The following is a 15,770-nucleotide window of genomic DNA, read 5'->3' on the forward strand; positions in this document are numbered from 1 at the left end:
GCAGATAAGAGGCGGGATTCCGTCCCACCTCCTTCTTGAGGTCGCGGCGGGCTGCACGCAAACTCGGCTGTCACGTCATCGATCATGCAGGCCATCTGGAAGGCGGAGGGCGCTGAGGTCTTGCACGCCCACCAAGTTGGCCGTACCCGCGAAACTGACCACCGACCCACTGCTCAGCTCATATGCTGCTCGCGGGCTGCAACACCTAATCAACAGACGCGCTCAGTCCCGAGGCCGCCCTGTCCGAACAGCGGCTCCGATCATTAGCCGAGACACGCTGTGTACGAATGAGGGCGGGCGGGTCAGCTGTGGCTGACCCGCCCGCCCTCATTCGCCGTGTCAGATGTCGCCGCCGCGTAGGCGGCATCTGCGTTCGTCAGCCGGGTCCAGGAGGATCGCGGGCAGCTTCTCCATTCCCAGGTCGAGGGCGCGGTGTATGCGGTGCCAGCCGTCGATCACCAGGCGATTGCCGGGTGGCAGCGCGCATGGAAGAGGGACGACCAGAATGGGCTTGGTCAGGTCGACCGTCGCGGCATGCTTGGGGTCGATGCGGATGAGGTCCTTGACGCCGGTCAACGTCCGGATAGCAGCCGGGCGTACTGGATGGCGTCGGGCCAGGCGGGTGGCCAGGTCTACATCCCATGCCCACCCCAGGAGGGTGAACATCTCGTCGGACATGGTTTCTCCTCTCGTACCAGGGACGTTGGGGCCCTGGCTAGGCGTTCTGGGGCTTGGTCGCGCGGAAGCGGTTGGGGCGCTCGCTGACGAGCTCGGCCTCGCCGTTACGGGCGAGGGTGTCCAGAGCGTTGGCGACCGCCCCAGAGGAACGGCCGAGCACCTTCGCGATCTCGTTAGCGGTGAACGTCAGGTCGGGGTACTTCGTCAGGTGAGCGACGACGTCCGGGCGCAGTGGCCGGGGTGCGCTACGGTCCCCATCCCGCGAGGAACCCCACCCGGTGGTGGTCTTGGGCTGAGTAGTGCGGGTGGCCTTTCGTACGTCTGCCGTACCGCTGTAGATGGCCTCCAGGCCGGTGCTGAACGCCGTGTCGTCATCAGACAGCAGGGCTGCGTACGTGGTGGTCACGGCGTTGAGCAAGTCGGTCAGGGCGCGGCGCGTGTCTTCGATCGTGCGGGCCTTGGCCAAAGTCTCAGCGGCCTGCTGGCGGCGGGCTTCCTCCTCAGCCTGGGCACGGGCCAGCTCGGCCTCGGCCGCCGCGCGACGGTCGGCCTCCTGTTCGAGGATGCGCATGGCGTCCGTGAGAGACATGGTGGGTGCCGGGGCGTCCTCAGTGGTGGCGTCGGAGGCTTCCGGATCCGTCGGCGGCTCGTTGCTCTCGTCTGCTGTTACGGCGGCGTCAGCGGTCGTGTCTGGAGGGACGTCGCCATCCTGATCACGCGCATCGTCGGCGAGGATCGGAGACCACGTGTCCGGCAGGGCGCGGCCTTCCTCGGAACGCCCGCCGGGGGTGCGGATGGCGCGGCCTGCCTCGGCGAACGCCGTCAGTGCCTTGGTCGCGGTCGGTCGCGAGACACCGGCCGCCTCGGCGATCATCGTGACGGATGCGGCCGGGGTGGCGGTCAGCGCCTCCCACACCTTGGCCGCCGTGCCTTCGGGTCGAAATTCGGCCGAGGTGTCGGCCTTCTCGGCCAGCGTGTTCGTCGTCATTTCTTTTCTCCTTGACCTGGGATGCGACCCCGGAATTATCCTGGGGGCCAATTCGTTCGTACATGACGACTATTTCTCGACCCCGAATGCGAAGCAAGCCGATCCGGACGAGCGCAGGTAAAAATAAATGACTCGCGACCGCCCGGCCAGGCAATGAATCACCGCCGATTCTCACACCCCAATCGGTTAGGGCCTTGCAGCTCATCGGGCAACGCAAAGAGCCGAACAGGAATCGTTGGACTTACGAGTTGTTGAGCGGAGCGATAGGGTATTCATTGATGGGATCAGAACAATCAGGGTTCGCTTCATGGCGAGTATTCGACTCGTAAGGCGAGTCGGGCGAGCCGCCGGTAGCCCGCGTGGCCCCATCCACCTGCGCGCGCTCGCCGGTGCGGGGGTACCTGTCAAGGCGGCGGCCCGAACGGTAGGGCGATCGGCACACCGACCGGCGGCCCGAGCGACAGAGCGCAAAGTTCGCGCAACGAGGGCTTCCCGCCTCCGGAAGCCGGGCTCCTCACGGTGAGCTTGCCCGTACTCTGAGGGGGTGGGACCAACCGGATAGCAGCCGGTTGGTCCCACTTCTCGTGAAGGCCGGCGTGGCCTGGTGCACGCCAGGTCAGGTGGCCACTCCGCAGGGCGCCTCGCAGCCGCGTGCTGCGGCATGCACGCCACTGCGAGGCGTTCTTCGCCCCCGGATGCCTATGCCCCTCACTGGCACCGGCAGTGAGGGGCACCAGAGCCACCGAAATTACTTACCTCGGCGACCCTTCCGGTTCAACCTGTAATAAACGCATGGGCGCACCCCCTTTCTATTGTGCGTGCGCGTACGCACGGTTATATAAGGACCCACCTCGGCGCCTGTCGTCAAGTCATCGACGAGAGCCATTCCGACAGCTCAGCTGCTCACACGAAGCCAGTAACACCGCGATAGAGCCGCTCTGTTTGCGAGGACGGTTTTCTACCTCGAGCACGCAGCCGTTCGCGGATTTCGTCATAGCAGTAGTGAATGGCTTGGAACCTGCCGAGGCGGGCGTAGACCTCCATTCGCCGGCGGTACAGATGTTCGGCGACGCCGTCGAGTTCAGTGGCGCGTTCGAGGTAAACAATCTCGGCTTCGGGCTGCTCCTCCAGATCGGCGAGCTGGGCGAGGGCTTGGACGACGGCACGGTTGAGAGCGTCCGCCGCGTTCCGCGCCCAGCCATGCGGAACGTCGGGGAGGTATGGGCCGGTGTAGAGGTCCGCGGCGGCGATCAGCGCTGCAACCTTCTCCGGGCCCTTGGCCCGCGCCGCGGCGGTGAGGAGGTCACGGATTTGCCAGACGTCGCAGGTGTAGAGGTCGGGGTTGATCCGGTATCCGGTGCTGCCCATGAACTGGATGACGATCCGCCCGTAGTTGCCGGGCATCCCGAGCGCCTCGCACATCTTGGCCCGCGTCGCCTTGAGCAGGCCGGCGAACCGGTCATGCGGGGCCTCGGCCTCCGGCCAGATCTTGTCGCCGGCCGCGCCCTTGGTGAGCAGAGAGGAGCGGTGCTCGGCGAGCAGGCCGAGGAGGGCCCAGGTGTCGGTTCCCCACCCGCCCGCCGTACGGTTTCGCCCCTCGATGACGCACTGGCCCACAAGGCGGATCAGGCCACGCCGGTCAGCTGCCGGGTTGTGCAGGACGGCCGTTGACCTGGTGGACGTGGTGACCGGTTCCGACGCGGGAGCTTCAGCGAGAGAAAGCACCGTCGGGGCACCATGTGGGCCTACGAGCGCGGGAAGCGCCGCTGCCTCAGGGCCGACGTCGGCGGGTTGCTGCGCCGTACGGCCGCGCGAGTCGAACGGGCCGAACATCACCAGGAGCCCGGCCAGGCTCCGCATGGCCCACGATCGTCCGGCCAGTGCCCTCGCCGTCTCTCTAACGAACTGCCGCCGCATGCTGCCTCCCTTGCCGCTCTTGAGCGTTCGCACTGATCAGATCGCGCACGGCATCGGATCTGAGAGCCTGAAACTCTTCACGGCGCTTACTGACCAGGGGCAGGACGTCCAGAGTCACGGAAACGCCTCGCCCAGCGGGGCTACGGGGCCCAGAACGCGGTGGTGAAAACCCACCATCGCGCGGAACCACTCACCCTCGACACGGCCCACAAAGGAGCATCACCGTAAGCATCGAAGCCACTACCCTCTGTCCAGGGGGGTGTCAGTGGACGGGCAGAATCAGATCAATGCACAGCGCCTACTGGCGGGCGTTGTGTCGGAGGAGATCTTCGCGTCGTACTCCAAACTGCTCGCGGAAGACGGTTGCCCGGAGAGCGACGCCGCTTCCCTGCTGGGAAGCGCTGAGCAGGTGGCGGAACTGACCGCCCGCGGGATGGCGCATCTTCGGCCGGACGGTCCCCTGCTGCCACCGCGTCTCGTGCCCGCGCCGCCCGAGCTCGCGCTGCAGGGCGTTCTGTCGGAGCTCTCGCGCCGTCTCGTCAACGATCAAGAGCGGCTGCTGGCCGGGCACAAGCGACTGAGCGACTTCCATCAGACGTCCGCGGCGTCGTCTTCGGGCTCTGGGATGGAAAGGCTCGTTCAGATCGTCACCGATCGGGACGAGATCAGCCGCCTGTCGTACGCGCTCATCAACGCGGCTCGGCACGACTGGCTCACTCTGGACAACTATGTTTTGGAGGCGCCCGTCGAGGACAGCACGGGGTACGCGCCGCTGCCGGTGTTCGAGGGCCAGGTGCAGTGCCGCGCCATCTACGAGGTCCGCTGCGCGGAGCATCCGATCGGCGCGAAGACGATCGAGGCTGCGGTGGCCGCCGGTGAGCAGGCGCGGCTGCTGCCCCGCATCGGGATGAAGATGAAGCTCGCGGACGAGGCGGTCGCGCTCCTTCCGCTCACGCCCACGGGGATGGGCGGGGCATTGCTCGTACGCTCGCCGGTCATCGTCGGCGCCCTGCGGGAGTATTTCGAGCTGCTGTGGGAGAAGGCGATCCCGTTCGGTAGTACGAAGGCCGCCGGGCCGCTCACGCCGGCACAGGCGCAGGTGCTGCAGCTGCTCACCCAAGGACTGTCCGACGAGGCGATCGCCCGGCGGATGGACATCAGCGTCAACACCATGCGCAGACACTGGACCGCCATCCGCGACGAGCTGGGCGTGGAGACCCGCTTCGCCGCAGGAGCCGCAGCGGTACGCCGCGGCTGGATCGACTGACTCGAGAGGCTGTCACATGCTCGGATACCTGGACTTCGTACCTCAGCAGCGATTCCAGCGCACCCTTGCGCTGTCTCCTGATGGCCGATTGGTCGCCTACTCCAGCCACGCCTCCGGCCACTACGACCTTTGGGTCGTCCCCGTAGCCGGCGGCGAACCGCGCCGGGTGACGGGTTTCGACAACCGGACGGTACGGCAGTTCGCCTGGACACCCTCCGGCAGCCAGCTCGTCTTCACCGCTGATGAGAACGGGGACGAGCAGTTCCGCATCTACATGGTCGCTCTGCAGGAAGGCGAACCGAGCGAAGTCAGCTCAGGGCCGGACTGCCAACGCATCTTGGCCGAGTCGCCGTTCGACCCCACCGGTCGTTTCCTGGCCTACACCGCCAACGACCGCGATCCCGCCGCCCAGGACCTCATCGTCCATGACCTGACGACCGGCGAGCTCCGCCGCTTCACGCCGCCCGAAGGGGTCGCGTTCGAGGCTGTCAGCCTCTCCCCCGACGGCCGCTGGCTCCTGTCGACCGGCTTCCGTTCGAACACCGACATCGCTGTCTACCTCACCGATCTGGACGACTCGGACGCCAAGCCCGTCTGTGTGACGTCCGCCCTCGGCGAGGGTGTCTTCGAACCCGGTGCTTGGGCTCCGGACTCCAGCGGCTTCCACCTGCTCACCGACCATTGGAGCGAGTTCACCGCCGCCGCCTTCTACGACCTCGAAGCCAAGGCCCTGCACGCGATCGCCGCTCCGAACTGGGACGTCGAAACGCTCGACGTCGCCGGAGGCGTACGCATCTGGTCCGTCAACGAGGGCGGCCGTTCTCGCCTGCACGGCGAACGCGACGGCTCCCCGCTTCCGCTTCCTGAGATCCCACCTGGCGTCATCTCGGCGCTGTCCCTGGCGCCGGACGCCTCCTTCGCGGTCCTCCTGATCGACTCGGCGGCGCGGCCGGCCGAACTCGCGGTCCTGGACCTGGCCCACCACGACTTCCGCTACCTCACAGACACTCGCCCCGCGGCCCTGCGCGTCATCAGCCCGATCGTCCCCGAACTGATCACCTACCCGGCCCGCGACGGGCGCGACGTCCATGCCTTGCTCTACCGGCCGGACGGCCCAGGACCGCACCCGGTCGTGCTGTCCGTCCATGGTGGCCCGGAAGCCCAGGAACGCCCCATCTACGCCCGCTCGGGCCTCTACCAGCACCTTCTCCACCAGGGGATCGCCATCCTGGCTCCCAACGCCGCCGGCTCGACCGGGTACGGCACCGCCCACCAGAAGCTCATCTACCGCGACTGGGGCGGCATCGACCTCGACGACCTGGACCACGGCATCCGGTACCTGCAGACTCTCGACTGGGCCGACACCAGCCGCCTAGCCGTCATGGGAGCGTCCTACGGCGGATTCGCCGCCCTGTCCTGCCTGGCCCGCCTGCCCTACTCGTGGGCCGCGGGCGTCTCCATCTGCGGTCCCAGCAACCTCGTAACCCTCGCCAAGGCGTCACCCCCCACCTGGAAGACCTTCGTCGCGACCGTCCTCGGCGACCCTGACACCTGCGCCGAACAGCTCCTTGAGCGCAGCCCCGTCACGCACGCCGACGGCATCACCGCCCCCCTGTTCGTCATCCAGGGCGCCCATGACCCTCGCGTCCCCCAGGCCGAGTCCGACCAGATCGTCTCCCGGCTGTGCGAACGCGGCGTCGAAGTCCGCTACGACATCTATCCCGACGAGGGCCACGGCTTCACCAACCGCGCCAACGAGCTCAAGGCGTACGAGGCCATCAGCGCCTTCCTCTATGCCCACCTCATCACCGTCGGTGCCGACAATCCCGAAGCGCTCAGTGTGGGGTGACGGCCTAACGAGACAGGTGCCCGTCCGAGAACCGGACGGGCACCGTCGATCACGCGATCCCGTTTTCAGACGTCACCGTCCGCACCGTCGTTGAGTCTCAGCCGCCTGGCCGCGGGCAGGAGCAGGGACAGCGGGCCGAGGTGGTACTCCACCCGCATCTCGCGGACGTTCTCTTCGATGCCTTCCAGGACGCAGTCGAGGCTGAGGTTGAAGTCGCCGATCTCGTCGCTGCTCGCGTAGACGAAGGCCACGTCGCACATCAGCGCGAACAGCTGCGCGCGTACGTCACCGTCGTACCACGGGTAGAGCCTGTTGAGGACGGTCCCGAAGTCCATGGTGCTCAAAGTTCACCCCTCTTCGTGTCAGATCTCTCGGTACGACGAGGTCGGCCTGATAGCAGCAGGCCGACCCCTCATCCCGCTCCGGCTCCCGTTCGCTCGACGTTCTTGGCTTCCAGGTCGAGGTGGACCCAGACCGTGTGCCCGGTCGCCGGGGTCCCGATTTGGGAGAGCTTCACGACGAGATCCCTGACGATCGCGAGCCCGAACCCGCCTACCGTCAGCTTCCCGTCAGTCGGTCGACGGTCGAACAGCGGTCTGCCTGCTCCCCCAAGGTCACAGACGCCGAGGTAGGCCGGGCCGTTCTCCGGGAGGTGGACTTCTACCCCGAACCAGCCTCCGGCGAGGCCGGACCGGGTGTGCAGCAGGGCGTTCGTCGAGAGCTCGGAGACGATGAGTGCGGCATCGTCCGCACGGCCCGTCCCATCGAACAGCGCCTCGACCACGCGCCGCACTCGAGCCACCTGATCGTGTTCACCCGGGAACACAGCTCGCCAATCCATGCGGTCGGACGAGCGCATCCATTCCCATCGTTTCGGTGTGTACGGTATTTCGATCATTCGCGGCGTTCCTCCTGTCGTCGGTGGCCGTCGCACCCGGGCGGACACGACCGGCCCCATGAGCGCTCGACTTCATGTGAAGGGTCAAGTCATCCAGTACGTGCGGGGCCGCTCAGGAAGATCCATAGCGGTGCGGTGGCCCAGCACGTCACCCGCGGCGTACCCGTCTCCTGAGGCGAGCACCTCCAGTGACCGGACCGGTGCTCATACCGGGTGCTCCGGGAGCTCGTCGGGCCCTGGCCTCTGCCCCCGCGTGGTGTGGGTGCGCTGTGATCCTGAGTCGATGCGCGAGTACATCGAGTTCCGCAGGAGCGGCTCGTGATGCCTGGAAACTGTCAACTGGCAGACGTACGTCAGCGGCCTCAACACCGACACCAGCCCACCGACCGAGCACATCACCGTCGACAACCGCCTCAGCGCCGCGATCAGCCTCGCCGACAAGACGCGCGAGACCCTGAAACGGATCCTCACATGATGGGCGTCGTACTGTACGGGCCACCCGCCAGCGGCAAGAGCGCCACCACCGTCGCCCTCGGCGAAGTCGACCCGAGGTTCGCCCTGGTACGCAAGCTCAAGGTAGGGAACCGGCGCGGCACCGAGTATGAGTTCGTCAGCGCCGAGGAACTCACCCAGCTCCGGGCCGCCGGGCGGCTGTTGATCGAAACTCACCGCTACGGCAACAACTACGCCATCGACCGCCACCACATCGACCGGCTCACCGCAGCCGGGCAGGTGCCGATCGTCCACCTGGGCAACATCGCCAACATCCGCCGCCTGATCCAGTCCGCGCCGTGGCTCGTCGTACTGCTCTGGACCCCCCGCCAGGTCTGTGAGCAGCGCTCCCGCCAGCGTGGCGACAGCGACACCACCAATCGCCTCCAAGCATGGGACGAAACGCTGGCTGACGTGCACACCAACGACAGCGATCTGTTCCACCGCCGCTTCCACACCGATCTGGCCACCCCGCAAGAGATCGCCCAGCAGACTGCCGGCGCCTTCTTCAACCAGCGCGCGAGCACTCCGTAGTCACTGCGCCTCGCCACTGAGGATCTGCCCCCACAGCCTTTGTGCGGCGCGAGCGGGCATCCACGCGCTCTCCAGGATGCCCGCGGGGTCCCTGGCCGGGTGGCACCGGACGAACCACAGACCCCCGGACGTGCAGAACTCGAACATCGGGTACCTACACGAGCACGAATGGTCGCGGATCCGCAGCCGGTCAGCCCGAGGCAGGATCGGCGACCACTCCACTCGTACCGCCCCCACTCGGTCAGCCGGCACATGGGGGCCGTGATGCTTGAAGTGCGGGGGCGGGCCGACACTCACAACCTCACCGCCATCTGAGTCTGATCCCGAAGCAGCGACACGAAGACCTCCGCGTCGTCTGCACTGACGGTCTGCCACAGACCCTTGTCGATGTCGGCATCCCGGAGATGGACACCGCGCCGGGTCGCGTAGAAGACGCCCGCGTCGCTACAGAACAGCGACCAGGCCGGGAACGCCGCGCGAAGTATGTCGAGGTCATAGCCGCGTGCTGACATACAGTCACCGTACAGGCTATGTATACCCACGTCTATCGACGTAGGCGAGCGTGGGGCGACCGGGCCGGTTTTCTACCGTTGACCCATGTTCGAGTTCGAGCCCGACCGGCCGAAGTGGCAGCAGGTGGCAGACGTCATTCGTCAGCGCATCCAGTCCGGCACCTATCCGCCCAAGTACCTGGTCTCCGAGCTCTCACTCGTCCAGGAATTCGGCATCGCTCGCGACACTGCCCGCAAAGCGGTACGCGCCCTCCGCGAAGAGGGCCTCCTCTACACCATCCCGCACATGGGCAGCTTCGTCAGCCCACCTTCTGACACCGAACCTGCACGCAGCTGAACGCCCCAACGCCCGAGCAGGCTGCATGAGGCGAGCAGGCGGATCGCCAACAACGACTTGACCCGCACGAGCTCTAAAACTAACGGACATCGGACAAATGGATCATCAGATCGATGCGTTGAGCTGCCCGAAGGCTGCCGCCCCGCTTCCGGCGCTCGGGGCTGGCGGCCCTGCGCTCCGGGTCGGGTTGCGATCGGATGATGGGGTTCTCTCCCCCGCGGGTTCTGGTGGTAAGCCCGTCTCCACGCTTCCAGGGGATTGACAGTTCACATTGATAACAAGATCGCCATCCCGTGGCGATGCTTCGGAGCACGCCGCTAGCCTGGTAACACGTATGCATTGATCGCTACGGAGGCGGCGAGTGACGGACCGTGTCATCGAGAACCCGCTCATCAACTCACCCTGCTTCCCACCGAGCAGGCACTTCAAGTTCAATGGCCCACGGAGCCCCAGCGGAAGGCCGTCGCACGAATTTCTTCTTCGTCCCCGTCGCCAAGACGCAGAAGGGCAATGCCCTAGCCGAGCTCGACCTTCCAGAGCTTGGACCGACCGGCAACCGGATCAAGCAGAACCACTTCATCAATGCGATCCGGCGCAAGGCCAATGGTTGGCGCCTGCGCGAGCACCCGAACATCACTGCCACCTCGCTCCGCCTCCTGGAGCATTGGAGCGATCCGACCAGGAATAGCAGGGCGCTGTTCTGCCAGCGGTAGGCCGCCGAGGCTGCATCTAATCTTGCCAAGGCTGCGCACAAGCAGGGCGATCCCTCGACTCACGTCAATCACCGCGTCGCTGCCCTACCAGGAGCATCATGACCGAGCAGATCATCCACTACGAAGGCCGGAACTACGAGCTCGTCCCATCCAACGGTCGTGTCATCTGCTCGGGCCGAGGCTATGCCCTACATCATCTGGAGGACTGCACCCACCTTGAGGGCGGGGCACAGGAAACCTGGCGCTTCTACGATGATCCCGACGGTCTGACCTGGCGCCGCCTCATCGATTCCGCGCCCAGTGCGGACAGACAGTCGCGCCGCGCGTTCGCGGTGAAGGCGGGGCTCCTCAACGGCCAAGGGGCTCCGGTTACTAACACCTGCGAGAGCTGCCTGTTGAAACCGATCTCAGGGACTCGGATCATGCCGCTCGACGCGGCCCTCGCGCAGTTCGACCGGACGTCTGTCGCCGACCGCGTCACGCAGGCCAAGGACGACATCGAGCGGACGCAACGGGACTTTCCCCGAGACGGCTGGGCATCCATGCCGCTAGAACGGTACGCGCTGGGCGGACAGGACCACAAGAACGCCTTCTGTTACCGCCTGGAGTTCGGTACGCGGGCGATCGGCAGCATCAGCGGCGGCAGTGCCCGTAAGCATCTGATCTTCTTCAAAAAGGACAAGACCTGGTATCACGATGCCGCGTACTCCGATGAGCGTGCTGCATGGGCAGCCGTACGTCAGGGATTCGTGGATGCGTTCGACGCGGTCGAGGCGGGCAACCTGCAAGCGGTCGACGAGATCGACGCTCTCCGGTCAGGTGCCTCAGTCGCCGCCAAGGCGTGTTATGTCTATTTTCCTCACCAATTCCTGCCGATCTTCGGCAAGGACCACGTTCACCACTTCATCAGGATGCTGTCCGATCACGATCCTCAGCAGCTCGGCCGCTTCGCCGCTATCGAACTGCTGAAGAAGACCATCGATGACACGGGCCTGTTCGCCGGCTGGCACACCACGGAGGTCGCCCGTTTCCTCTACTCGTGGTCCGACCCTCGGCAGAGCTTCGAGATGGTGAAGATCTCCCCCGGTGAAAAGGGCATGCACTGGGAGGAGTGCCTGGCAGGCGGCTACATCTGCGTCGGCTGGGACGAGATCGGCGATCTCACGGGCTTCACCTCGGAAGAGGAGTTCATGGAGGCCTTCCGCGCCGCCTACGCCAAGGAGTATGGCAACCAGAGCAAGACGACCGCGAAGGCTCGTGAACTGTGGCGGCTCACGCAGTTGAAGCCGGGCGATCGGATCATCGCCAACCGTGGCATTCACGAGGTTCTCGGATTGGGCACCGTAACCGACCCTGGCTATGTGTGGAACGACGAGCGTGCGGAGCAGCACCACACAGTGACGGTTGACTGGGACACCTCCTACGCTCAGACCCTGCCTCAGCCGGAGAAACGCTGGGGCATGGCCACCGTCGCGGACGTCCCGCAGCGACTGTGGCGGATCATCATGTCCAACGACAAGACTGCCCCCAAGATCGAACCAACGGCACCTCCGATCCCGATCACCATCGAAGATCCATATCTGACCAAGCTGGCCGATGCACTGGAGCGCAAGGGCCAAGCCGTCCTGTACGGCCCGCCCGGCACGGGCAAAACCTACACCAGCCTGCGGTTCTCCGTATGGTGGCTGTCAACCCGTCTCGGTCAGGGCCTGTCCGCCGCCGACACCGACTATGGCAGCGATGAATTCCGGGCGGCCCTAGAGCGGCTCGGCTCACGGGAGGGACGTGCCGCCGCTCATCTCACCCAGGTCACCTTCCATCCCGCCTACGGATACGAGGACTTCATCGAAGGGTTCCGGCCCGTCGATGACGGCACCACCGGGCTGCGGCTGTCGCTGGTGAACGGCGTCTTCAAACGCATCTGCCTAGCTGCCGGGCAAGACCCTGGCAACCCGTACTTGTTGTTGATCGACGAGGTCAACCGCGGCGACATGCCGAAGATCTTCGGCGAGCTGATCACCCTGCTCGAACGAGACAAACGCGGGCTGACTCTCGTCCTCCCACAGAGCGGCCAGGAGTTCCGCGTCCCGCCCAACGTGTACGTTCTGGGCACCATGAACACCGCCGACCGCAGCATCCGCCTCCTCGACTCAGCTTTGCGCCGCCGTTTCTCCTTCGTCGAACTCCTGCCGGACACCGGTGTGCTGGAAGGCTTTCACGTCGGCAAGGTCCACCTGGCCGACCTGCTACGCGAGCTCAACCTTCGAGTACTCCGCGAACTCGGCCGCGAACGCCAGATCGGTCACTCCTTCTTCCTGACTGACGGCTCCCCGATCAACGACGAGGCCGTACTGGGCGCGGTGATCCGCGATGAGATATTTCCGCTCCTGCAGGAGTACGCCTACGACGACTTCTCCATGCTGGCCCGTTTCCTGGGCGCCGACATCGTCGACGTCATGGGCCACCGCCTCCACGACCTCAACGATGAAGAGCTGCTCGACGCGCTGTACGCCGAACTTCAGGTTGACGCGAGCCAGCAATGACGATCATTGAAGTGGACGAATACCAGACCATCCGGGTCCCTGGTCTACGGCCTAGCCCGGCCGACCGTGATCTAGCCTTCTCGCCGGAGCTGCGCAAACGGGTGGAGCTTCGCTGGCTCGCCGACGGCGACCTGGAGATCACCGCAAGTTCCCATGTCGGGGTGGTCTCCCTGGACTGCGCGTCCATCCACATCAAGCCCAAGCTGGTCGGGCGTGAACTGGCCGTCCTACGGATGCTCGACTACGCCAGCGGCTTGCCGGCCCTGCACCACCTGGAAACGACCCGGGATCTCCCTGGTACGGGTCCCCACCTACGCGACCTTGTGTGCCTGTTACTGACCATCGAATGCGAAGCACTTCTCCGGCACGGCCTGCGTCGCGACTACGTACGACGCGAGGATTCCCTCCCCGCGCTCCGGGGCCGACTGCTCCATGACCGGCAGCTCCTGCGCCGCTTCGGACAGCTTGATCGACTCGAATGCCGCTTTGACGAATTCGACGCCAACATCCTCGACAATCAACTATGCGCGGCAGCCCTGAACCTGGCTGCCCGGACCAGCGCCGACGAGACCATCCGCGCCCGGGCACGGCGAGCGGCCACCGAGTTCTCCGATCTCTGCCCAACTGCCGTCGTGGACCACCAACTGGCCGCACAGACGCTCACCTATCACCGGCACAACGAGCATTACCGCCAAGCCCACCGCTGGGCGTCGCTCCTGCTCGGGCATGGCGGTCTCGCTGACTTGTACGAGACGAGCGGCCCCAGCGGGCAAGCATTCCTCCTGGATCTGAACTCTCTGTTCGAGGCCTTCGTGACTCGGCTACTGGAGGAGGCCTTCCACGGCACGGGCATCGCCGTCCGGACCCAGCCCGCGCTCAAGGAGAGCGTCGCCTACCGGGACGGACGGCGCTACACAACCATCATGCCCGACATCCAGCTGACCCGAGGACACGGGCAAACGGCCTGGCGCCGACCGGTGGACGTTAAATACAAGCTCTACACCGACCGCAAGATCAAGCCCGCCGACCTGTACCAGAGCTTCGCCTACGCGACGGCACTCAGCCGCGTGGGCTCGAACGAGACCCCGACCGCGTACATCCTCTACGCCAGCGACCGCGACACCACTCCCGAGGAGGTCATCCTCCGCCGATATGACGGTTCCACGGCAGCGCAGATCACTGCGCTCGGCCTAAACGTCCCCAGCCTCATCGCCGCCCTGGGAACACCTCAACTCATGCCTGCTCTCGCCGGGATCCGCACAGCAGTGACCTCTGGGAAGCCTGCGCCGCAGATTACTCGTTAGCGCAAGAGATCGGGGACAATATCAACACCCCGGAATACGCGCCAAAATACCTCCTTTCGGAAGTTCGGCTCGTCCAGAAGTTCGGCGTCGCCCGTGACACCATCCGTAAGGCGATCCGCCAGCTTCGTGAGAAGGATCTGCTTTACACGGTGCCCAACCTGGGCAGCTTCGTCGACTCGTCGGGCAACGCCAAATCCGGCGAGAGCTGAAAGGCGTACCGCCGAGAGACGCACGGCAGACACCCCCGCACCCAGGAGTTCGGGGGTTCTTTCCGCCCGGAAGCTGGCAGTCACTAGCGGCTCAGCCGGCGCATCGGGCCCGCCGTCCGGGCCGAGCCTGATCACACTGTCAGCGCCGGTGGCTACGCTGCCGATCATGTCGATCCAGCCTCTACCTCAGGACACCGGCTGCGCCGCCTGGAATGTGCGATGGACGCGAAGCAGCGACGGCCGGCGCCGTACACCCAGACCATACGACCGGAGATCGGCCACACCGGCCTTATGTACGCGGTGGCCACCACGGAACTCAACGGCCATGCCGCCGCCATCATCGGCGGCGAGGATCAGATGGTGCGGGGGTGGGACCTGACCACCGGCCGCCAGATCGGCGAACCCCTCACCGGCCACACCAACTCGGTCTGTTCGGTGGCCGTCACCGAACTCAACGGCCAGCCCATCGCCATCACCTGCAGCAACGACAACACCGTACGGATGTGGGAACCTCACCACCGACCGCCAGATCGGCGAACCCCTCACCGGCCACACCAACACGGTATGGAAGGTCGTTACCACCCAACTCAACGACCACCCGATCGCCGTCACCTGTAGCGACGACGGGGCCATACGAGTATGGGACGTGACCACGGCCGCCACGGGCGTCATCAAGGCGGTGACCACCGCAATTCTGAACGGCCGGCAGGTCGCCATCACCGCAGTCGCCGACGCCACGATCCGCGTGTGGGACGTGGAGACCGGCGAACCGGTCGGCGACCCGCTGACCGGCCACACCGGACCGTCAATCAGGTCACTGCCGCCATCATGGACGAGCGGCTCATCGTGCACAGCCTCGGCTCCGACAACACCATCCGCACCTGGGACCCCGCCACCGGGCAACAGACCAACGCCATCACCTACTCCGGATCCACCACACCACCGCCGTCCTCAACGGCCAGCCCTTCATCGTCACCGCCGACTCCGACAAGGTCATCCACCGCTGGGACCCGACTACCGGCACCCAACTCCCGCCACCCGCTACCGCCGCTGGGCCCAAGCCCTAGCCACCACCACCGGCTGCGACGGGCGCCCCCTGGCGATCAGTGGCACCTATCGCGGCGCCCTGCGCGTCCACGACCTGAACACCAACCAGAACACCGCCCCCACCCCACCGGCTACTACCACGGCAAGCCGATCCGCAAAAACGCCCTCACCACAACCCACTACGGCAACATCATCGCCATCACCACCAGCACCCGCCCCAATGAACCGGTCAAGACCTGGAACGCCACCACCGGCCCGCCCACCGGCGAACTACCTGTTCACGATGCCGAAAACCTGGCGGCCGCCCTCATAGACGGCCGCCCCATCGCCGTCACCAGCGTCCGCGACACCGTCAAAGGGTGGGACCTCACCACCGACAAACAGATCGGCCCCGACCAGCAGTTCTCCGAACCCGTCACCGCCGTCGCCATCGCCCCGGCCGGGCACCTCGTCATCTGCGCAAGCCGCAAGATCATCGTCAT

Annotated in this window: 16 protein-coding genes; 10 read left to right on the forward strand and 6 right to left on the reverse strand. The window is 65.8% G+C overall.

The features are described 5' to 3' along the window. Nucleotides 1–339: 339 nt before the first annotated feature. The 3 genes from ABD292_RS25065 to ABD292_RS25075 form a co-directional block, all read right to left on the reverse strand. Nucleotides 340–678, reverse strand: coding sequence for a hypothetical protein (locus ABD292_RS25065; protein ID WP_344211244.1), 339 nt, complete (start codon nucleotides 676–678; stop codon nucleotides 340–342). A 37-nt stretch (nucleotides 679–715) separates the two neighbouring features. After that, entirely contained in the window at nucleotides 716–1,666 is a 951-nt protein-coding gene (locus tag ABD292_RS25070; RefSeq protein ID WP_344211246.1) for a hypothetical protein, read from the reverse strand. Nucleotides 1,667–2,569: 903 nt separating this feature from the next. After that, nucleotides 2,570–3,526, reverse strand: a complete 957-nt coding sequence (locus ABD292_RS25075) for an AfsR/SARP family transcriptional regulator (protein WP_344211248.1) — start codon at nucleotides 3,524–3,526, stop codon at nucleotides 2,570–2,572. Nucleotides 3,527–3,848: 322 nt separating this feature from the next. On the opposite strand from ABD292_RS25075, the gene ABD292_RS25080 reads away from it, so the two are divergent. Together ABD292_RS25080 and ABD292_RS25085 are read left to right on the forward strand one after the other, a co-directional pair. Next, nucleotides 3,849–4,850, forward strand: coding sequence for a helix-turn-helix transcriptional regulator (locus ABD292_RS25080; protein WP_344211250.1), 1,002 nt, complete (start codon nucleotides 3,849–3,851; stop codon nucleotides 4,848–4,850). A 16-nt stretch (nucleotides 4,851–4,866) separates the two neighbouring features. Next, a complete protein-coding gene (locus tag ABD292_RS25085) occupies nucleotides 4,867–6,699 on the forward strand; it encodes a S9 family peptidase (protein WP_344211252.1) in 1,833 nt (610 codons plus the stop codon). Between the two features lie 65 nt (nucleotides 6,700–6,764). On the opposite strand, the gene ABD292_RS25090 is transcribed toward ABD292_RS25085, so the two are convergent. Together ABD292_RS25090 and ABD292_RS25095 are read right to left on the reverse strand one after the other, a co-directional pair. Beyond that, nucleotides 6,765–7,043, reverse strand: a complete 279-nt coding sequence (locus tag ABD292_RS25090; protein ID WP_344211254.1) for a hypothetical protein — start codon at nucleotides 7,041–7,043, stop codon at nucleotides 6,765–6,767. 68 nt (nucleotides 7,044–7,111) lie between these two features. Beyond that, entirely contained in the window at nucleotides 7,112–7,657 is a 546-nt protein-coding gene (locus tag ABD292_RS25095; protein ID WP_344211256.1) for an ATP-binding protein, read from the reverse strand. Between the two features lie 411 nt (nucleotides 7,658–8,068). Here ABD292_RS25095 and ABD292_RS25100 point away from each other — a divergent pair, with 411 nt between their 5' ends. Further along, nucleotides 8,069–8,623 carry a nucleoside/nucleotide kinase family protein gene (locus tag ABD292_RS25100; protein WP_344211258.1) on the forward strand — a complete coding sequence of 185 codons (555 nt, stop codon included), beginning with the start codon at nucleotides 8,069–8,071 and terminating at the stop codon, nucleotides 8,621–8,623. A gap of 293 nt (nucleotides 8,624–8,916) precedes the next feature. Here the strand turns inward: ABD292_RS25100 and ABD292_RS25105 are convergent, their stop codons facing one another. Continuing rightward, a complete protein-coding gene (locus tag ABD292_RS25105) occupies nucleotides 8,917–9,135 on the reverse strand; it encodes a hypothetical protein (protein ID WP_344211260.1) in 219 nt (72 codons plus the stop codon). An 85-nt stretch (nucleotides 9,136–9,220) separates the two neighbouring features. Between ABD292_RS25105 and ABD292_RS25110 the strand changes: the two genes are divergently transcribed. From ABD292_RS25110 to ABD292_RS49030, 7 genes are all read left to right on the forward strand, one after another. After that, nucleotides 9,221–9,472 (forward strand): GntR family transcriptional regulator, encoded by a 252-nt coding sequence (locus ABD292_RS25110; RefSeq protein ID WP_344211262.1) that lies wholly within the window; start codon nucleotides 9,221–9,223, stop codon nucleotides 9,470–9,472. Between the two features lie 434 nt (nucleotides 9,473–9,906). Further along, nucleotides 9,907–10,185 (forward strand): hypothetical protein, encoded by a 279-nt coding sequence (locus ABD292_RS25115; protein ID WP_344211264.1) that lies wholly within the window; start codon nucleotides 9,907–9,909, stop codon nucleotides 10,183–10,185. Between the two features lie 98 nt (nucleotides 10,186–10,283). Further along, the gene (locus ABD292_RS25120) at nucleotides 10,284–12,728 is read left to right on the forward strand and encodes an McrB family protein (RefSeq protein WP_344211266.1); all 2,445 of its coding nucleotides are present in this window, start codon (nucleotides 10,284–10,286) and stop codon (nucleotides 12,726–12,728) included. Next, on the forward strand, nucleotides 12,725–14,032 hold the full coding sequence (locus tag ABD292_RS25125; RefSeq protein ID WP_344211268.1) for an McrC family protein: 1,308 nt from the start codon (nucleotides 12,725–12,727) through the stop codon (nucleotides 14,030–14,032). Before ABD292_RS25120 ends, ABD292_RS25125 begins: the two co-directional genes overlap by 4 nt. Nucleotides 14,033–14,052: 20 nt before the next feature. Continuing rightward, complete coding sequence (locus ABD292_RS25130; protein WP_344211653.1) at nucleotides 14,053–14,241, forward strand: GntR family transcriptional regulator; 189 nt, start codon at nucleotides 14,053–14,055, stop codon at nucleotides 14,239–14,241. Nucleotides 14,242–14,460: 219 nt separating this feature from the next. Then, nucleotides 14,461–14,859: a WD40 repeat domain-containing protein gene (locus tag ABD292_RS25135; protein ID WP_344211270.1), complete on the forward strand. Its 399-nt coding sequence runs from the start codon at nucleotides 14,461–14,463 to the stop codon at nucleotides 14,857–14,859. After that, complete coding sequence (locus tag ABD292_RS49030) at nucleotides 14,771–15,601, forward strand: WD40 repeat domain-containing protein (RefSeq protein ID WP_425565163.1); 831 nt, start codon at nucleotides 14,771–14,773, stop codon at nucleotides 15,599–15,601. The genes ABD292_RS25135 and ABD292_RS49030 overlap by 89 nt, the downstream gene beginning before the upstream one ends. Nucleotides 15,602–15,770: the final 169 nt, after the last annotated feature.

It is taken from the genome of Nonomuraea bangladeshensis (assembly GCF_039529455.1).
GTDB lineage: Bacteria > Actinomycetota > Actinomycetes > Streptosporangiales > Streptosporangiaceae > Nonomuraea > Nonomuraea bangladeshensis.